23 protein-coding genes and 1 pseudogene are annotated in these 17,548 nt (G+C 61.0%); 10 read left to right on the top strand and 14 right to left on the bottom strand.

The window, feature by feature from the left end; all coding sequences use genetic code 11:
* Positions 1 to 124 precede the first annotated feature (124 nt).
* The 5 genes from preA to RWJ89_RS27270 form a co-directional block, all read right to left on the bottom strand.
* Positions 125 to 1,438 (bottom strand): NAD-dependent dihydropyrimidine dehydrogenase subunit PreA, encoded by a 1,314-nt coding sequence (gene preA, locus RWJ89_RS27250; RefSeq protein WP_025395657.1) that lies wholly within the window; start codon positions 1,436 to 1,438, stop codon positions 125 to 127.
* 15 nt (positions 1,439 to 1,453) lie between these two features.
* Positions 1,454 to 2,815, bottom strand: a complete 1,362-nt coding sequence (locus RWJ89_RS27255; protein ID WP_222011521.1) for an NAD(P)-dependent oxidoreductase — start codon at positions 2,813 to 2,815, stop codon at positions 1,454 to 1,456.
* Positions 2,816 to 3,223: 408 nt separating this feature from the next.
* Positions 3,224 to 4,219 carry a sensor histidine kinase gene (locus tag RWJ89_RS27260; RefSeq protein ID WP_206116930.1) on the bottom strand — a complete coding sequence of 332 codons (996 nt, stop codon included), beginning with the start codon at positions 4,217 to 4,219 and terminating at the stop codon, positions 3,224 to 3,226.
* 193 nt (positions 4,220 to 4,412) lie between these two features.
* Positions 4,413 to 5,207, bottom strand: coding sequence for a response regulator (locus RWJ89_RS27265; protein ID WP_020051313.1), 795 nt, complete (start codon positions 5,205 to 5,207; stop codon positions 4,413 to 4,415).
* Positions 5,208 to 5,240: 33 nt separating this feature from the next.
* Positions 5,241 to 5,423: a hypothetical protein gene (locus RWJ89_RS27270; RefSeq protein ID WP_155247516.1), complete on the bottom strand. Its 183-nt coding sequence runs from the start codon at positions 5,421 to 5,423 to the stop codon at positions 5,241 to 5,243.
* A 153-nt stretch (positions 5,424 to 5,576) separates the two neighbouring features.
* Here RWJ89_RS27270 and RWJ89_RS27275 point away from each other — a divergent pair, with 153 nt between their 5' ends.
* Both RWJ89_RS27275 and RWJ89_RS27280 read left to right on the top strand, forming a co-directional pair.
* Positions 5,577 to 5,783: a NepR family anti-sigma factor gene (locus tag RWJ89_RS27275; protein ID WP_024319398.1), complete on the top strand. Its 207-nt coding sequence runs from the start codon at positions 5,577 to 5,579 to the stop codon at positions 5,781 to 5,783.
* A gap of 9 nt (positions 5,784 to 5,792) precedes the next feature.
* The gene (locus RWJ89_RS27280) at positions 5,793 to 6,350 is read left to right on the top strand and encodes an RNA polymerase sigma factor (RefSeq protein WP_003542247.1); all 558 of its coding nucleotides are present in this window, start codon (positions 5,793 to 5,795) and stop codon (positions 6,348 to 6,350) included.
* A gap of 365 nt (positions 6,351 to 6,715) precedes the next feature.
* Here the strand turns inward: RWJ89_RS27280 and RWJ89_RS27285 are convergent, their stop codons facing one another.
* From RWJ89_RS27285 to hemP, 7 genes are all read right to left on the bottom strand, one after another.
* Positions 6,716 to 7,117, bottom strand: coding sequence for a hypothetical protein (locus tag RWJ89_RS27285; RefSeq protein WP_027663891.1), 402 nt, complete (start codon positions 7,115 to 7,117; stop codon positions 6,716 to 6,718).
* A 9-nt stretch (positions 7,118 to 7,126) separates the two neighbouring features.
* Entirely contained in the window at positions 7,127 to 7,471 is a 345-nt protein-coding gene (locus RWJ89_RS27290; RefSeq protein WP_316028707.1) for a hypothetical protein, read from the bottom strand.
* A gap of 147 nt (positions 7,472 to 7,618) precedes the next feature.
* Positions 7,619 to 8,413, bottom strand: a complete 795-nt coding sequence (locus RWJ89_RS27295; RefSeq protein ID WP_316028706.1) for a heme ABC transporter ATP-binding protein — start codon at positions 8,411 to 8,413, stop codon at positions 7,619 to 7,621.
* Between the two features lie 24 nt (positions 8,414 to 8,437).
* Entirely contained in the window at positions 8,438 to 9,550 is a 1,113-nt protein-coding gene (locus RWJ89_RS27300; protein WP_025395652.1) for a FecCD family ABC transporter permease, read from the bottom strand.
* Positions 9,551 to 9,552: 2 nt separating this feature from the next.
* A complete protein-coding gene (locus RWJ89_RS27305; RefSeq protein WP_077979069.1) occupies positions 9,553 to 10,482 on the bottom strand; it encodes a heme/hemin ABC transporter substrate-binding protein in 930 nt (309 codons plus the stop codon).
* Positions 10,483 to 10,493: 11 nt separating this feature from the next.
* The gene (locus RWJ89_RS27310) at positions 10,494 to 11,543 is read right to left on the bottom strand and encodes a hemin-degrading factor (RefSeq protein ID WP_077979068.1); all 1,050 of its coding nucleotides are present in this window, start codon (positions 11,541 to 11,543) and stop codon (positions 10,494 to 10,496) included.
* Positions 11,544 to 11,551: 8 nt separating this feature from the next.
* Complete coding sequence (gene hemP, locus RWJ89_RS27315) at positions 11,552 to 11,734, bottom strand: hemin uptake protein HemP (RefSeq protein WP_029872401.1); 183 nt, start codon at positions 11,732 to 11,734, stop codon at positions 11,552 to 11,554.
* A gap of 177 nt (positions 11,735 to 11,911) precedes the next feature.
* On the opposite strand from hemP, the gene RWJ89_RS27320 reads away from it, so the two are divergent.
* From RWJ89_RS27320 to RWJ89_RS27340, 5 genes are all read left to right on the top strand, one after another.
* A complete protein-coding gene (locus RWJ89_RS27320; protein WP_131665237.1) occupies positions 11,912 to 12,334 on the top strand; it encodes a hypothetical protein in 423 nt (140 codons plus the stop codon).
* Positions 12,335 to 12,490: 156 nt separating this feature from the next.
* Complete coding sequence (locus RWJ89_RS27325) at positions 12,491 to 13,843, top strand: energy transducer TonB family protein (protein ID WP_222011519.1); 1,353 nt, start codon at positions 12,491 to 12,493, stop codon at positions 13,841 to 13,843.
* A gap of 107 nt (positions 13,844 to 13,950) precedes the next feature.
* The gene (locus RWJ89_RS27330) at positions 13,951 to 14,358 is read left to right on the top strand and encodes a DUF2325 domain-containing protein (protein ID WP_131665189.1); all 408 of its coding nucleotides are present in this window, start codon (positions 13,951 to 13,953) and stop codon (positions 14,356 to 14,358) included.
* Positions 14,355 to 14,627, top strand: a complete 273-nt coding sequence (locus tag RWJ89_RS27335; protein WP_131665188.1) for a hypothetical protein — start codon at positions 14,355 to 14,357, stop codon at positions 14,625 to 14,627. The genes RWJ89_RS27330 and RWJ89_RS27335 overlap by 4 nt, the downstream gene beginning before the upstream one ends.
* 9 nt (positions 14,628 to 14,636) lie before the next feature.
* The gene (locus tag RWJ89_RS27340; RefSeq protein ID WP_027663899.1) at positions 14,637 to 14,951 is read left to right on the top strand and encodes an antibiotic biosynthesis monooxygenase family protein; all 315 of its coding nucleotides are present in this window, start codon (positions 14,637 to 14,639) and stop codon (positions 14,949 to 14,951) included.
* A 300-nt stretch (positions 14,952 to 15,251) separates the two neighbouring features.
* Here the strand turns inward: RWJ89_RS27340 and RWJ89_RS27345 are convergent, their stop codons facing one another.
* Complete coding sequence (locus RWJ89_RS27345; protein WP_131665187.1) at positions 15,252 to 15,623, bottom strand: DUF423 domain-containing protein; 372 nt, start codon at positions 15,621 to 15,623, stop codon at positions 15,252 to 15,254.
* A complete protein-coding gene (locus RWJ89_RS27350) occupies positions 15,620 to 16,030 on the bottom strand; it encodes a group II truncated hemoglobin (RefSeq protein ID WP_168284593.1) in 411 nt (136 codons plus the stop codon). The genes RWJ89_RS27345 and RWJ89_RS27350 overlap by 4 nt, the downstream gene beginning before the upstream one ends.
* Before the next feature lie 167 nt (positions 16,031 to 16,197).
* Here RWJ89_RS27350 and RWJ89_RS27355 point away from each other — a divergent pair, with 167 nt between their 5' ends.
* The 3 genes and pseudogenes from RWJ89_RS27355 to RWJ89_RS27365 all read left to right on the top strand — a co-directional run.
* Positions 16,198 to 16,761 (top strand): TetR/AcrR family transcriptional regulator, encoded by a 564-nt coding sequence (locus tag RWJ89_RS27355; RefSeq protein WP_003542198.1) that lies wholly within the window; start codon positions 16,198 to 16,200, stop codon positions 16,759 to 16,761.
* 18 nt (positions 16,762 to 16,779) lie between these two features.
* Positions 16,780 to 17,121, top strand: a complete 342-nt coding sequence (locus tag RWJ89_RS27360) for an SMR family transporter (RefSeq protein WP_131665184.1) — start codon at positions 16,780 to 16,782, stop codon at positions 17,119 to 17,121.
* 191 nt (positions 17,122 to 17,312) lie between these two features.
* Positions 17,313 to 17,548: pseudogene (locus RWJ89_RS27365) on the top strand (ThuA domain-containing protein); the annotation flags it as partial.

Raw genomic sequence — 17,548 nt, forward strand, 5'->3', positions numbered from 1 at the left:
GGCAGCCTTATGATGTCCCCGTAATCGCCTTTCGCCACCTTTGGAGCCGCCCATCAAGCCCGAAACTTGCATTGCGGTACAGGGCAATACCGCGAACCGAGCTTGTCCGCGGCATTGCAAGTCCTCACTCCGCCGCCTGACGCGCCATCGGGTTGTTCGGGTGCGTAGTCCAGTTGGCATAGTTCGGGTCGACGACCCGGCCGGTGCGTTTGTCGAGGGTGCCGGCGGGAAGCTGTTCCATGGTGATGCAGTTCTCGACCGGGCAGACGCTGACACAGAGATTGCAGCCGACGCATTCCTCGTCCATCACCTCGAAATGGCGAGCGCCATCGACGAAGTTGGTGATCGCCTGGTGCGAGGTGTCCTCGCAGGCGATGTAGCAACGGCCGCATTTGATGCAGGCGTCCTGATCGATCTTCGCCTTGGCGATGTAGTTGAGATTTAGATACTGCCAGTCGGTGACATTTGGGACGGCGCGGCCGGTAATGTCGTCGAGGTCTCGGTGGCCCTTCTCGTCCATCCAGTCGGAGAGGCCAGTGATCATCTCCTGGACGATCTTGAAACCGTAGGTCATCGCCGCCGTGCAGACCTGGACGTTGCCGGCGCCGAGCACGAGGAATTCGGCAGCGTCCCGCCAGGTGGTGATGCCGCCGATGCCCGAGATGGGCAGGCCGTAGGTTTCCGGATCGCGGGCGATCTCGGCCACCATGTTGAGCGCGATCGGCTTTACCGCCGGGCCGCAATAACCACCATGGCTGCCCTTGCCGCCGACCGTCGGGTTGGGGGCGAAGTTATCGAGATCGACGGAGACGATCGAATTGATCGTGTTGATCAGCGACACGGCATCGGTGCCGCCGGCCTTGGCGGCGCGGGCCGGGCGGCGAATATCGCTAATGTTGGGCGTCAGCTTGGTGATGACCGGCATGCGGGTGTACTGCTTGCACCAGCGCACGACCATCTCGATATACTCAGGCACCTGGCCGACCGCCGAACCCATGCCACGTTCAGACATGCCGTGGGGACAGCCGAAATTGAGCTCGATGCCGTCGGCGCCGGTCTCTTCAACCAAGGGCAGGATTGCCTTCCAGGCCTCTTCCTCGCAGGGCACCATGATCGAGGCGATCAGCGCCCGGTCCGGCCAGTTCATCTTCACCTGCTTCATTTCCCGCAGGTTGGTATAGAGGTCGCGGTCGGTGATGAGTTCGATATTGTTCAAACCGAGCAGGCGGCGGTCGGCGCCCCAGATCGCACCGTAGCGTGGGCCGTTGACGTTGACGACGGGCGGGCCTTCCTCGCCCAGCGTTTTCCAGACCACACCGCCCCAGCCGGCCTTGAAGGCGCGCTCGACATTGTAGGCCTTATCGGTCGGCGGCGCAGACGCCAGCCAGAACGGGTTCGGGGATTTGATGCCGACGAAATTATTACGGAGATCAGCCATTGTTCATTCTCCCCTTCAAGCGACGGCGACAGCCGGAGCGGCTGCTGCAGTGAGGGCACGATGGATGGATTCAGCCGCGTCGCGACCGTGGGCGACCGCCGAAACCGTGAGATCGTCACCGCCGAAGACGCAGTCGCCACCGGCCCAGACGCCGTCGAGCGAGGTATGGCCTTCGCCATCGACGGCGATGCGGCCGGATTCCATGCGCAGCGAACCGAGAGCAGAGGCGTCAAAGCTCTGGCCGATCGCCTTGAAGATCTGATCGGCGGCAATCACGCCTGTCTCGCCGGTGCCGACGAGGCGGCCGTCGAGGATTTTGGTGTATTCCACCTCGATCGCGGCGACTTTGCCGTCTTGCGAAAGGATCGATTTCGGCGCCAGCCAGTGGCGGATGATAACGCCCTTGGAGCTTGCCAGATCCTGTTCGAATTCGGAGGCGTTCATGTGCTCCTTGCCACGGCGGTAACAGATCGTCACCTCCTCGGCGCCGAGCAGCTTTGCCTGCACGGCAGCGTCGATCGCCGTCATGCCACCGCCGAGGACGACGACGCGGCGGCCGATGGCGATGTCGCTTTTGTCTTCGGCCTGGCGGAGTGCGGCGATGAAATCGACGGCGTCATCGACGCCTGCAAGGTTTTCGCCCTCGATGCGCAGCGCGTTGACACCGGCAAGGCCGATACCGAGGAAGACGCCGTCATATTGCGCCTGCAGATCGGAAAGCGAGAAATCGCGGCCGATACGCTGCCCATGCCGAACCTCGATGCCGCCGATCGAAAGGACGTAATCGACTTCCTTCTGGGCGAAGTCGTCGACGGTCTTGTAAGTGGCGATCCCGTATTCGTTGAGACCGCCGGATTTTTCCCTGGCATCATAGATGACGACGGAATGGCCGTTCACTGCCAGGCGATGGGCGGCGGCAAGGCCGGCCGGGCCTGCGCCGACGACGGCGATCGTCTTTCCGCTCGGTTCGGCTCTGGCATAGAACTGCCGGCCCGCCTGCATGGCGGCATCGGTCGCATAACGCTGCAGGCGGCCGATCTCGACCGGCCGCTCTTCAGCCGTGTTGCGCACACAGGCCTGTTCACAGAGTTCTTCGGTGGGACAGACGCGGGCGCACATGCCGCCGAGGATGTTCTGGTCGAAGATCGTCTTTGCCGAGCCGATTGGATTACCGGTCGAAATCTGGCGGATGAACAGCGGAATGTCGATCGAGGTGGGACAGGCCGTCATGCATGGCGCGTCATAACAGAAATAACAGCGGTCAGCGGCGACCAGCGCCTCATGACTATCGAGGCGCGGATGAAGATCGGAAAAATTAGCCTCATACTCGGCGGGCGAAAGCCGGCCAGGATGAATCCCGGTTTCCAGTCGTTCCATTGAAGTTCCCTCATTATTGGTAAACGGCCTGTGAGGGAAAGCGTAACTCAGGTTTAAAAATTTATCAAACGGTAAAATTTTGACGATTTTTGCGTGTAATCCCGCAAGCAATCCACTGTTTTTGCTGGAAGAATTTAATCCGTCTGCATCGGTGAAACGGCTGAGCGCGCGACGAGGGAAGGGCATCCGAAAAAAGATTCAAAAAAGCCGAATTTTTTTTGGATGGCAGGGAACCAAAGTTTGATGTCGCCGTTATTGCGATATCCGGATGGTGATCGCATCGACCCAACATGCGCGCCCCCAACCCACTATCCGGACGTACTCACGGTCCCCTCCCGGTGAGTGAAGACAGCCGGTGCGCCGCCCTCGCACCGGCTGTTTTTCCGTTTAAGGCTGTCTCCAGGGCTTTCACACTCGCTTGAAGATCTCGAATTCGGTTTCCGGAATGGTCAGACGGTACTCGATGCGGCCGGGAACGAGGTTCAACTCCGCCTTGCCGTTGACCGACGAAGGCACGACACGCTCCAGCACTGTGCGGCCGAAGCTGTTGTCGCTGAATTCGTGGACTTCTGCCTGATTATGCAGAACTTCCGCCCAGGCGACTTCGATCGCCTTCCGGTCGTTGATCATGGCTTCGCGGCAATTCAGCGTGATGGAGGCGGCGCCGCCTGATATCGCGCCGAAGGAGGCAGAGTTGACGATGAGTTCGTGGAGGGCAAGCCCGAGATGCACGGCGGCATTCGGCGTCAGGTGAGCGTTGATGCCATAGATCGGCATGGAGCCGGCCGTCTCCGGCCAATAGGGAGCAAACTGCTTTTCGGCGAGTTCAAAGAGATAGGCGCCGCGCCAGCTCGAATCCGTAATCAGGTCCTGCGAGTTGGAAAGCGATTGCAGCCGTCCGCGGAATTTGAGGAGGAAGCTGTCGAGAGAGAGCGTGTTGCGGGCCGTCTGGGTGGCAATGCCCTGAATTATGGCGAGAAGGTTCTTCGAGCGGTGTGAGAGTTCGCGGAGCAGCGATTTCAGAACTTTTTCGCGATGCCGGCTTTCGGTGACTTCAGCCATGACGGACAGAAGTCCATGTTCGCCGCGTCCGCCGGTGCGCTGGATCTTCAGTTCATAAGTGCGCCTTTCGCCGTCGACGTCGATCTCGACCTCGGCATTGTTGGGGATGCCGGTTTCCAGCACCTTGTGCTTCAGCGCCGTCAGATATCGGCCGTGCGCATCGCCAAAGAGGACAGCGTCGCTGCTGCCGGGCGCAAAGAGTGCTGCAAAATGCGGCGGCAGATTTTCAGCGTAGAAAATCGACAGTCGGGCGTCCTGGCAGAGGATCGAAATCCCGGCGCTGCCGAGCGCGCGTTCCATCATTGCGGCTTTGCCTTCGAAGGTAAAAGGCATGCCGGACAATGGTTCAGTCGTATTCACTCGGCCGCCTTTCCTTGTGACATCTTGAACGTCGCTGAAGGGAGCGCCCTTCCAGACACCGCCTGCCAAATCTAGAACAAAGCGCTGCAAAAAACCGTTAAAGCCACCGGAGCGTCCCGGTAGCACCGGAACGCATGCTTTGGCGATTTAGTTCCGAAGGCCGGAAAATTGCGTCTCAGGCGGCTACTCTGGTCGATTCATTGAAGAAGAGAGCTTGGCTGATCAATGCCTTGACCATGTCGGGATTGAACGGCTTGGTGACAAGGAAAGTCGGTTCCGGGCGCTCGCCGGTCAGAAGCCGTTCCGGGAAGGCGGTGATGAAGATCACCGGCACGCTCGACGTCTTGAGGATGTCGTTGACTGCGTCGATACCGGAGCTGCCATCGGCAAGCTGGATGTCGGCCAACACCATGCTCGGTTTGGTCTTGTTGTAAAGCGCCACGGCCTCGGCATGCGTACGGGCAATGCCGGTGACGCGATGGCCGAGGCTCTCGACCATCTGCTCGATATCCATGGCGATCAGCGGTTCGTCTTCGATGATCATGATATCGGTTGCGACCTGACGGGAAATCTCCTGCGACGCGACGTCGAGCAGATGCATGACATCCCGTTCTTCGGTTTCCAGAATTTCGGCGATTTCGGCGACGCGGAAATTCTCCACGGAAGCCAGCAGGAATGCCTGACGGGCGCGCGGCGACACCTTGGAAAGGTTCAGCGTGGCGCGCTGCTCCCAGGCATAGGGCGAAGTCGGCTCTGGAATCTGGACTGCGGTGGAACCAAACAGTTGCGTGAACAGTTTGTAGAGTGCGACCCGGTCATTCGCCGTATCCGGGAAAATCGACAGATCGGCGATAATGGCTTCGAGAACGGCGGCGACATAAGCGTCGCCCGAAGTCTGAGTGCCGGTAAGGGCGCGGGAATAGCGGCGCAGATAAGGAAGGTGCGGCGCAATCCGAGTAGAAAGTGTCATTAATGGGCTCCTGCATACAGGCCGGCATTGGCTTCAATGAGCGGTTAACGCCGCCTTGATAAAAAAGTTCCGGAACGGCAGGAACTTTTTTCGTTGCGCCGCATTATTCCAGCCGACGAAGAAAGGGCGTAGCGTTTTGACCCATGCAACAGCAAATGCCAACGACATCGACAATGGAACGTTCGATGTCGATGGTTGAAATCGTGTTTGATCCATCCACGCCCCCTAGAACAGGATGATTTTAGGCCGGGTCGGCCTAAAATCTGAATCCTGTTCTAAATTAGCAAGTTAGAGCATGATGTCGTCCGAAAACCGCTCCCACTTTTCGGCATCATGCTCTGGACAGACAACCGGCGAGAAGACGAATTGATGACTACACGCAAGAAAGAAGCAGCCGACCAGCGAAAGCTGGAGCTGCGGGCAAGCGACATCCTGGACCCGAACAATCAGATCGGCGTCAGGCTACGGTCGCTCTATGCGGCTGCACAGGATGAGGCGATTCCCGATCGTTTTCTCGACCTTCTCGAAAAGCTTGACCATGCTGAAATGATGGCTTCTGCCAAGATGGCCGAATAGGATCGTCGCATGGAAGACAAATCGCAACCCAGCTTCAAGCGGGAACTGCTGGCGGCACTCCCAAGCCTTCGCGCCTTCGCGATCTCGCTCATCGGGCGGCACGACCGTGCCGACGATCTCGTCCAGGACACCATCATGAAAGCCTGGGCCAAGCAGGATCATTTCGAGATGGGCACCAATATGAAGGCCTGGCTCTTTACGATTCTGCGCAACGAACTCTACAGCCAGATGCGCAAGAGCGGCCGCGAAGTGCAGGACAGCGACGGGCTGTTTACCGAATCGATGGCGATGCACCCCTCGCAATATGGCGCGCTCGATCTCCAGGACTTCAAGAAGGCGCTCGACCAGCTGCCGCCAGATCAACGCGAGGCGATCATCCTCGTCGGCGCCTCGGGTTTTTCCTACGAAGAGGCGGCCGAAATCTGCGGCTGTGCCGTGGGTACCATCAAGAGCCGCGTCAACCGTGCCCGCCAGCGGTTGCAGGAATTGCTGCAGATATCAGGCGAAGCTGATTTCGGCCCCGACGCCACCTCGGCGCCGCTGACATCGAAGGCTTTTGCCTTCTGAAGAGGGTTATATTTAGGAGGAAAGCCGGTCGCCGCTCGGGGCGCCGGCTTTTTTGCGTTGTCGGGAACAATGTTACGGCGGTGGATTGTCTCGCGGGGGCACCACCTCTCCATCCTCATTCCTGTGCTCGTCACAGGAATCCAGTGCGCCCAAGTCCTTGGGCGCGAAAGACTTTCCCCGCTTGCGGTTATTGAGTTCATTCACGGCGCAGACGCGCCGTGGCTGGATTCCTGTGACAGGCACAGGAATGAGGGAGTGTGAGGTGGGCGTCCTTGCCTAATTTTCCGCTCGTATGTGAGGGGGAAAATTATTCACTCTCTCCATTTTCGTGGCGAGTATGCATAATGAGGAGAGCGAGTCCCTCTTCAATCCTCGCGCTTCGAGCCCACCAGATTGGCCGCGACGATTGCTGCCAGAACACCGGCAGTCAGGAGCGGCTGGGCGCGGATAAGACCGAGCCCGACCGTTGCCAGCGATTCGAGCGCCGCACGGCGTTCGCGGGTGCGGCGTGCTTCCCGGGCGTTGATGATCGACATCGCCACCAGGGCGATGATGGCGATCAGCAGCGCGCACGCGGCCAGAAAGAGGGCAGCGCCGACCGGGCCGTAGATGCCGGCGAGCCAGATGGCGCCGGCGGTGACGGCCAGCGCGTAGGCGGTGAGAAGGAAGAGCACGGCAAGCGCAATGAAGATGCCATTGCGTTTGGCGCGCGCAACGGTCCGGTGCACGCTTGCGCCCGTCAGCAGGCTGAGGATCGGTAAGAGCATCGCGCTTCCTCAGCGCCGGGCGAAGAAGGCGATGGCAAGGCCGAAAGCGGCCGCGGCGCCGATGGTCGCTAAGGGATGCTTGCGCACGGTCTCGCGCATTTCCGTCGTTCCACGCTCATAGCCGTGCTGCAATTCGCGCAGCAGATCCTCGCTGCGGCCAAGCAGTTCCTCATAGCCGGCACCGGCCTGGCTACGGATTTTCTCGCCCTGATGGCGTGAGCTCTTGCCGACGAGGCGCGTCAGTTCGGCGAGTTCGTTGCGCAGCGCCTCGATCTGCTCCTCGATGCCGGATTCCAAATTGTGGAAGGTGCCGTTGCGGCGGCTGCGGCCGGACTGGAAGATAGAATAGCTCATGGCTGTCTCCATTGGCTGGGGCGCGCGCAAGCCCGCCTATTTCGCACGAGGGTCACCACCGTCCGTTGCATGAATGATATCGCCCGGCATTGACCCAGATCATGCCGGAAACGTGCCGGGCGATCAAAAGTTCCGCCGGAGCAGTGCTTAGGGGCGGGAAACGGCGCTATGGGCGAGCACGAAGGGCGTGCCGTCTGATGGCACCTGGTTGATGCGCAGCGCGCAACCGAACACCGAGAGCATCGCTTCGTTCGTCAGCACTTCAGCGATGCTGCCGGCGGCGGCGAGCCGGCCGGATTTCATCAGCACGATGCGGTCGGCAAAGAGCGCCGTCAGGTTGAGATCGTGCATGACGGCGATGACGCCGCCGCCGCGTTCGCAGAAATCGCGGGCGAGCGTCATGATGGTCAACTGGTGGCTGATGTCGAGGCTCGAGACCGGCTCGTCGAGCAGCAGCCAGCAGGGTTTGCCGTCGACGACGGGCTCGGCGATCTGGCAGAGCACGCGGGCAAGCTGCACACGCTGCTGCTCGCCGCCGGAGAGTTCCTGATAGAAACGGCCTTCGAAGCCGGTCAAGTCGACGGAGGCAAGTGCTGCCGCCGCCGTCTGCTCGGCCTTGTCGGGATGCAGGTTGAGACCTGACGTCAGGCCCATGCGGACGATCTCGCGCACGGTAAAGGGAAAGGAGATGGTGCTTGCCTGTGGCAGCACGCCACGAATGGCGGCAAGCTGCCAGGGTTTCAGTCCCTTCACTTCGTCGCCGCCGATGCGCACCGAGCCGCCATAGGCAAGTTCGCCAGAGATGGCTTTCATCGTCGTCGTCTTGCCGGAGCCGTTCGGCCCGGCAATCGCCGTCAGCTCGCCGGCTCTTGCGGTGAAGGAGACGTCGTTGATGATGGTTTTGCCGGAAAGGCGCACGGAGACGCCGGAAACTTCGATCATCGCAATATCACTCACAGGGGTCACTCACAGGGCAAGGCGCGAACGCTGCCGCAGCAGGATCCACAGGAAGAACGGCCCGCCGACCGCCGCGGTGATGATGCCGATCGGCAGCTCGGCCGGGGCCACCAGGGTGCGGGCCAGGACATCCGCGAAGATCAGCAGAGAGCCGCCGAGAAGAGCTGCGGCCGGCAGCAGGAAACGATGGTCGGGGCCGATCGCCATGCGCAGGATATGCGGCACGACGATCCCGACGAAACCGATGCCGCCGCTGACCGCGACGGACGCGCCGGTCGCCGCAGCGACGCCGACGATCGCGACATTCTTCAGCCGCTGCACCGGAACGCCCATATGAAAGGCGGCCGCCTCGCCGAGCGTGATGGCATTGAGGCCGCGGGCCATGAAGGGCAGAGCGGTGAAGGACAAGAGGATGATCGGGCTGGCGGCGGCGATCTTCGTCCATGTGGCGCCGGCAAGCGAGCCCATGCTCCAGAAGGTCAGGTCGCGCAGCTGCTGGTCGTTGGCCATGTAGATCAGCAGTCCCGTGATGGCGAGGGCGAGTGCGCCAAGCGCGATGCCGGCAAGCAGCATCGTCGCCACCGAGGTCTGTCCGTGACGGGTGGCGATCCTGTAGAGCAGCAGCGTCGTGACGAGGCCGCCGCCGAAGGCCGCCGTCGGCAGAGCGTAGATACCGAGAAGCGCCTCGAGCGGAGCTGCGAGGCCGCCGCCGAGCACGATCATCGCGACCGCGCCGAGGCTTGCGCCGGAGGAGACGCCGACGAGGCCGGGATCGGCCAGCGGATTGCGGAACAGGCCCTGCATCACCGTGCCGGAAACGGCCAGTGAAGCGCCGATCAGGAAACCGAGGATCGCCCTGGGCAGGCGGATATCGAAGATGATGATCCGGTCACGCGTGCTGAGCGCCGCCTCGGAGCCGGCCATGTTGCTGATGACGTCGAGGATCGAGGCATCCGAGGCGCCTGTTGTCACCGAAAACAGCATCGAAAAGACCGAGCCGACGACGAGCAGCGCGATCGCCAGCAAGGCGAGCCGCGTCCTGTCGCCCGCCTGCCTGATTTCGCGGATGTCCGCCATCGGGAATCGTCGCCTTCGTTCCACCATGGCTTGCGGCAGGGCCATGATCAGCCCCCGTAGATCGCCGTGTTGAGCTCACGCGCGGCGGCTGCGGTGCGCGGGCCGAAGCCGAGCAGGTAGATGCCATCCATTCGGATGATCGCTTTTTTCTCGCCTGCCGGCGTCAGTGCGATCGCCGGCTGAGCCAGCAGGTCCTCGTTCTTGGTGCCGGCGCCGTCGCCGCGATTCATCATCAGGATGATGTCGGGCTTGGCTTCGATGATCGCCTCGTCCGTCAACGGCTTGTAGCCGGGGAATGCGCCGACGGCGTTGATGGCGCCGGCGAGCTTGACGATGCCATCGGCGGCCGTGCCGGTGCCCGATGCCATGATCCGGCCGTTCTGGGCGCTGAGGATGAAGAGAACGCGCTTGCGCTCGGCCTCCGGGCGCTTCTCGGCATCGGCGATCGCCGCGTCGAGGTCAGCCGCGACCTTTTCTTCAAGCGCCTTCGCCTTGTCGGGCACGCCCAGCAGCGTGCCGACACGGTCGATCTTGGCGATGATGCCGTCGCGGGTAAAGGCGCTCGGCACGGTCTCGAAGGGCACGCTGGCATTCTTCAGCACAGCCAGCGCTTCCTGCGGGCCTGAACCTTCGACGGCGATGATCGCCGTCGGGTTCATGGCGAGGATGCCTTCCGGTGAGAGCGCGCGCATGTAACCGACGTTCGGCAGCTTCAGCGCCGCCTCCGGATAGATGCTCGTCGTGTCCCGGGCGATCAGCCGGCTTTCCTCGCCGAGCGCATAGACGATCTCGGTGATGTCGCCGCCGACCGAAACCAGGCGCGACGTGTCGAGCTTCTTTTCCTCGGCGTGGGCGGCGCGGATGAAGGCGAAGCCTTCGACGGTCGGCGCCGTCGGGATCAGCGGCAGCGCCATGATGGCCGCCGTCAGGGCCAGTTCCCAAGGACGGATCCGGCGCAGATTGTTACGCATCGTCATCGTAGCGATCCTTATGCGGCCACACTTGCTGCCCGCGGCAGGTTTTCCATGATCTCGCGCCACTCGGCCCGTTCGTCGGAACCTTCTTTCCGCTTGCCGAAGAACTGGATGATCATCTCGCCTTCGGCATTGTAAGCCTCCAGCGAGGTGACGTGGCCGTCCGTGGTCGGCTTGCGTACGGCCCAGGTCTCGGCGATGTGATCCTGGCGCAGATGCAGGTGAAAGGTCGGGTCCATGATATTGATCCACGGCCCCATCGGCTGCACGTTGAAGATCGGGCCGGAATGGATCTGGACGATGCCGTTATTGGCGACGAAGCACATGATCGGCAGGCCGGATTTCACCGAGGCATGCATCATGTCTGCCGTCGCGCTGTTGTCGAGCTTCCAGGCATAGTCGTCGCCGACGGTGCGCACGGCCGCCTGGCGGCCGATCTTCAGGCGCTTCAGCATGCCGAAGAACTCATGCGTATCGGTGAGTTTGCTCCAGTTGTCGCGCAGTTCGTCGCGGTTGACGTCGGCGGTCTCATCGACGGCATTTGAGGTCTCAGCCTCGACAAATTCCTGCGACTGGTCTTCCAGCTTCAACTCGGCGACGATCGCGTGATAGGCCTCGACATTCGAGCTCGGGCGCAGGTGCACCTTGTGCACGGCGTTGCCGGCCTTGTCGAAATATTGCAGGCTGAGGCGCTCTTGATCGCCATCCTTCTTGGATACGGCGAAACCATGCTCCCAGCGGCTCGGGAAGATGCGCAGATCGATATTCTCGCCGAGAACGATCGCGGCCTGCGCGCCGCTCTTGATGTTTTCGAAGACACCGATCTTCTCGTGAACGGCACTTTCGTTGCGCGACAGCGCCATTACTTCGCCGAGGCCGGCCACGTGCTCGAGAAGCTTCAGCGCACTGCCATCGATTCGGGTCACGCTGATGCCGGTTTCGGCGGCGACGAGGGCTGCCTCGGAAATCTTCAGCTGGGCGGCGATATCACGCTCGCGCATTTTCGGATTCTCGGCGCGAAACGCACGGATTTCGGCTGGCGCCGGTCTTGTCTGTTCGGTCATGTCCTACCCTACTTATTGAGAATGAGCTTGCCCTGACGGGTGATCTTCAGGCGATAGACCAGGCCGCCATGTCTTATCATGATCTCGTTCGTGCCGCGGAAAAGATCCGCGCTTTCGACGATCCGGTGCTGCGCCGCAGGCTCGCTCTGCAGCGGCACATGCTTAAAGTTATCTGGCTTTTCAACCATCATTTCGGTTGGCAATTCCATGAGGCCGGTGATCAGGGGTCCCCGGTTGTGATGACAATTATCTTGACTTTCATACTCATAGTTTTTTAAAGACGCAATAGGAGACTATTGCAGTCAAGTTTTTGAGATTGCTGATATGAGGCCGCCTGGCGGCGGTTCGCGACAATGGCGGAGAAGATGATGACGGTTAGGTTTGCGGCTGTTGCAGCCGGCATGGTGATGGCGGTTTCAAGCATATGCCAGGCGCAGGACGAGGGAACCGCCAAACTGGATGTCGAACTCAACGCTCTGGCGCCATCGCAAAAGGGCTGCATGATGACTTTCGTTGCCGAGAACAATCTCCAGACCCCGATCAACAAGATCTCCTTCGAGCTCGCCTTTTTCAACGACAGGAATGCCGTCGACCGCATCACCGTGCTCGACTTCCGCGATCTGCCGCAGGGCAAGAAGCGCGTGCGCCAGTTCGATATGCCGAATGTGAAGTGCGAGACGGTCACCCGCATCATCATCAACGACACGCCGGTCTGCGACGGCCCGGCGGCAGGCGAATGCATGAAGGGTCTCGTCACCCGCTCGCAGATTTCGGTTCCCTTCGAGGGCTAGAGCGGTTCAGCTTTTGAGGGAAGCGCAGAACCGCTCTAACCTTTTGTTTTGACGCAATTCCGGACGGAAAACCGCTTCGCACTTTTCCTGGAATTGCTCTGAGAATACGCCGGGGATGAATCCCGGCGGGCATGTCCAGACTGTCCGAGGCATAAGATGGCAATTTCAGCGAAGACCAGATCGAGACAGGTGCTCATCGGGGAGCCGGACGCTGACGGCGGTCTGAACGACAACAACATGCATCCCGGCCACGAGCTTTCCGACCTGCGCAATGTGCAGCGGCAGCCGGCCGGCGAGGCGGTGGTCCACTACGCGCGCTTCGCGCAGATACCCTCCTTTCCCGATCATCCGGAAACCGAACCGACTGCCTCTGTCCCTGCGCCGCCGATGGATGCGGCGGTGGAAAAGCAGGGGGACGAGAAGAAGCCGGTGCGGCGACGGGTGGCGCTGACTTGCATCTGCTCGCTGATCTTTCACGCGACACTGGCGGCTGTGCTGCTGATTGCTTTCCCCAAAGCTCCGGAGGAGGCAATCGAAGAAGCCGGTCAGGCGATGAGCGTCGTCATGTATGGCGATTCCGATATCGACCAGGCTGCGGCCGGCGAGACCGAAACGACCATCCAGCAGGAAATCATTCCCGAAGAAGTGCAGCCTGACACGATCCAGCCGACGCAAACGGCGGAAGTTCAACCGGAAACCATGCAGCCGACCGAAGTTTCGCCCTTCGAAGCGCAGGATCCTATTCAGCAGGCGCCGGCACCGGAAGTGACGCGCGTTTCGCCCGAAACGGCCGCGGCCGTCGAGCCGGAGATTCTGGTGTCCGAGGTGCCGGCGGAGGAGTCCGTCGCGCAACCAATGTCGACGGTCGTTGCTGAACAGCAGCAGTTGCCGCTCGACGCAGTGCCGCCTGAAGTGCAGCCATCCGAGGTACAGCCAAGCGAGGTGCAACCTGCGGAAACCCTGCCGGAAGTCGCGGAGACTCCACAGGAGGTGAAGCCCGTAGAAACGACAGAAATTCAGCCGGAACCGGAACAGCCGCCCGAGGCTGTAACGCCGACGCCAAAGCCGAAAGTGGCAAAGGAAAAGCCCAAGCCGGTCGAGAAGAAGCGTCCGCCGCAGAAGGCCGCTGGCGACAAGGGGGAGGGGCAGCAGACGTCAACGCGTGGCGTTGCCGAAGGCAATTCATCGGCGCAATCCGACAACAGTTCGCAGGCCGCCAACGGCAATAACGGTGTGGGGACGGCCGCGACCGCAAACTATACAGGCAAGGTCCGTAGCCGTATTCGGCGTGCGATCAGGAAGCCCCGAGATGTCGAAGGCAGCGTTGTTGTCACCTTCTCAGTCAACGGCGGCGGCGGCCTGACCTCCGCTCGTGTCTCGCGTGGGTCCGGCGTTCCGGAGATCGATCAGCTTGCTCTCGATGCGGTGCGTCGTGCGGCACCTTTCAGCCCCCCGCCCGGTGGGCAGGCGATGACCATGTCAGCGCCTATCGAGGTCGCGCCACGATAATATGATAAAAATAATCAACTTTATACTTTACTCTAAAAATCAAGTTTAATAAAGTCCACCCGCACACGCAGGAATCGTGTGACGATCAACGAGCGAACGGGTGGCATATGGCTCGCAAGGGCAAGAAGGGTTTGAACCGGGAGGTCCGCGATAACGCGGGCGAGGACGCCGGTCAGGCATCCCTCGGGCGATCCAAACTGGATGGCCGCAGTTTCCTCTATGTCGGTGGCCGTGACTGCCAGGTGGCGCATCTTCGCCAGATCTGCAGCAATTTCGGCGCCGAGCTCATTCATCATGATGGCGGGTTGCGTGAAGCGGTTTCCCGCATCGATACCGTGCTTCCCTCGGTCGACTGCGTGTTCTGCCCGATCGACTGTATCAGCCACGATGCCTGCCTGCGTGTGAAGACCGGCTGCAAGAAATTCGGCAAGACCTTCATCCCGCTTCGCAACGGCAGCAAGTCCAGCCTGGAACGTGCGCTGCAGACGATGAACGAACGAGACAATTCCCGATGAACGACCAGCGCCCCGACGGCTTCGCCATGATCGGCCTGCATAAGCTCGCCGCGCAGACAGGCGAGGGCCTCGTGCCCGAACTCTACGAACTTTTCCAGCAGCATGCCGAACGCCAGCAGATCTACCAGAATGTGACGCTATTCCCGACCTGGGAAGCGCGCATGCCCGGGGAAGCGACAACAAGACCGCTTGGCCCAGCAGCGGCAAACGGCGATAATGTTCTCGCCTTTCCCTTGCGTTCTGCAAGGGCGGGCAAGAAGAAAGAGTAGGGAGATTCCATGTATATCGCAATGAACCGCTTCAAGGTTGCAACCGGGAGCGAAGGCGATTTCGAGACGGTCTGGCGCAATCGCGATTCCAGCCTGCCCGAGGTGCCCGGTTTCGTCGAATTCCGCCTGCTGCGCGGCAAGGCCAACGAAGAGGAGGGCTATACGCTCTATTCCTCGCACACGGTCTGGAAAAGCGAAGCGGATTTTCAGAACTGGACGAAGTCCGAGAGTTTTCGCGCAGCGCACCGCAATGCCGGCGATCACAAGGCGATCTACAAGGGGCCGCCGGTCTTCGAGGGCTTCAACGTCGTCGACGGCATTTAACTGCGGTCGATACGGTTTCGCCTTTCGGTTGGGTGCCAAAGGCGTGTGAGCTTGGCCTCCTCTTCTCCCCAGCGGGGAGAAGGTGGCCCGAAGGGTCGGCTGAGGGGGCCACACGGCACGCCATTCATTGCCCTTTGCTGCGCTCAGCGCATTCGCGGCTTTGCCGCTCACCCCCTCAACCGCCTGCCGGCACCTTCTCCCCGCTGGGGAGAAGAGACGTGTGGCGGCGTCTTCGCCCTCCTTCTCCGTCGAGTGAGAAGATCGGAACTGTTCGTTGAGCAACGCTCCGAACCGTCGATCTCAAGTCCTGACGCGCAGAACCGCGCCTGCCGCAACGGCCAGCCAGCCAAGCATCATCGCCCAGCCGCCGGTCGGCGCGGCATAGGGGAAGAGGCCGGAGCCGGAAAAGCGCAGGGTGACGAGATCGCCCGCAAAAAGCAGCGTTCCGACAATCATCAGCAAACCGGCCAGCCAGGCGGTTTTAAGCTTGGCGTTGCCGAGAGCCAATGCCAGCAGGGCAGGGGCGTGGGCAAGGCACATGGCAGATGCGGATGCCGCAAGATTGGCCTCGCCACCGCCATGGGCAGCAAGGGCGGCAAGCGCCACGCCGGCTACGCCAAACAAGCCGGCGAAGAGATAGAACACCGGCTCCAGACGCGCGTTCAAGCTCATGGTTGCTCCTTGTTGTCGGGGGCCCTGTTCTGCATGTGATAGGCGAGCCGTTCCACCGGCGCCCAGATGAGATCGCGCAGCGCCTGGCTTGATATCGTCTCGTCCAGGGCACGGCGGAAGCAGAGCAGCCACTCGTCGCGCTCGACAGGGCCGATCTCGGCGACGAAATGGCGGCTGCGCAGACGCGGATGGCCGCGCTTGTCGGTATAGAGCGGCGGGCCGCCGAGATAACCGGTCATATATTCGTAGAATTTCTCTTCGCTGCCCTTAAGGCTCGGCGGGTGCACGGCGCGCACGTTTCTCGCCTCCGGCAGTTCGTCCATCAGCTCATAGAAGCGGTGTGTCAGTGCCCGCACGCCAGGATCGCCGCCGATCGCCTGATATAAAGTGGTGACCTTCTCCGTCACGAAACCATCCCCATTGCCTCAACCATTCCCCGGCCTCTTCATGCACCGGGTGGAAAATGATCGCAACTGTCATCAAGGTGCCGCGGCATTTCGCGCATAATGCCGGCACGGCAGCGTGGCGGCCGATTCTCCTTGACAAAACCGTCCGGACGGTATCTTTTATCTGCATGTCGAACGCTCATCATCGCAAGAAGCAGCCCGTGCTTGTGCGCCAGCAGTTGCTGGAGGTCGCCGCGCGCCTTGCTGCCAGCGACGGCATGGCGGCAGTCACGCTCGATGCGGTTTCCGCCGCGTCCAGCGTCAGCAAGGGCGGGCTGCTGCATCACTTCCCGACGAAAAATGCGCTGCTCGATGCCCTGTTCGAGAGCCTGCTCGAAAAGTTCGACGCCGATATAGAGGAACTGATGCGCGGCGATCCGCTGCCACAGGGGCGCTTCACCCGCGCCTATCTCAGGGCGGTATCCGGTCTCAAGGAGCGTCCCGACGATTCCAGGAGTTGGACGCAGGTGACGATCGCGCTTCTTGCCGAACCCCGGCTACGTCTTCGCTGGCGCCAATGGGTGCAGGCGCGGGCCGAGGAATATATCGGCACCGATTCCTCCCTCGACGCACAAGTCGTGCGTTTCGCCGCCGATGGACTTTGGTTCGCAGATACGTTGGAAAGCCATGATATCAACGGCGTTCTGAGGCGGGATCTCATCGATCGCCTTGTCGAACTGACCGGCAGGTAATTCGAAAAGGAACCCGCCATGAGCCAGGCCGCCGTCTACGGGCTGCTGTTTGCAGCCATCGTGCTCGAGGTCATCGGCACGACCGCGCTGCAACTGTCGCAGCAGTTCACCCGCATCGGGCCGACGGCACTCGTCGTCGCCTGTTATGCGGCTGCCTTCTATTGCCTGTCGTTGACGCTGAAAACCATCCCCGTCGGTATCGCCTACGCGATTTGGAGCGCTTTGGGAATCGTGCTGATTTCCTCGGTCGGCCTGGTGTTCTTCAAGCAGCGCCTCGACCTGCCAGCAATCGTCGGCCTCGGGCTGATCATAACAGGCGTTTTGGTCGTCAATCTATTTTCTAAATCGGTTTCCCATTGATATCGCTGTGATATTGCCAGTCTGTTTTTCTGCCTTAGGCCGGTAAATTTTCCCCTTTGTCAAAATACTGACAAAGGTCTATGTGTTCCTTGGACGTGGAGGAGACGAGGCGCAGCCGGCGCCGTTTTCCAAAGCGCTTTGAATCCTGCCTTCCCGCCTATCGATACTGCCAGGTTCTACAGGAGCACATCATGGCCATTCGCACCGTCGTCTGGGGAGAGAACATCCACGAGAATAGCAATGAGATCGTCCGGGGGATCTATCCCGAAGGCATGCACACGACGATCGCCAATGCGCTGAACACCGATCCAAGTATCTCGGCGACGACGGCGACGCTGCAGGAGCCGGAACACGGCCTCAGCGAAGCCCGCCTTACCGAGACCGACGTCTTGACCTGGTGGGGCCACAAGGATCACGGCGCGGTTTA

This window comes from Rhizobium sp. 10PS4 (assembly GCF_032464805.1).
Lineage (GTDB): Bacteria > Pseudomonadota > Alphaproteobacteria > Rhizobiales > Rhizobiaceae > Rhizobium > Rhizobium laguerreae.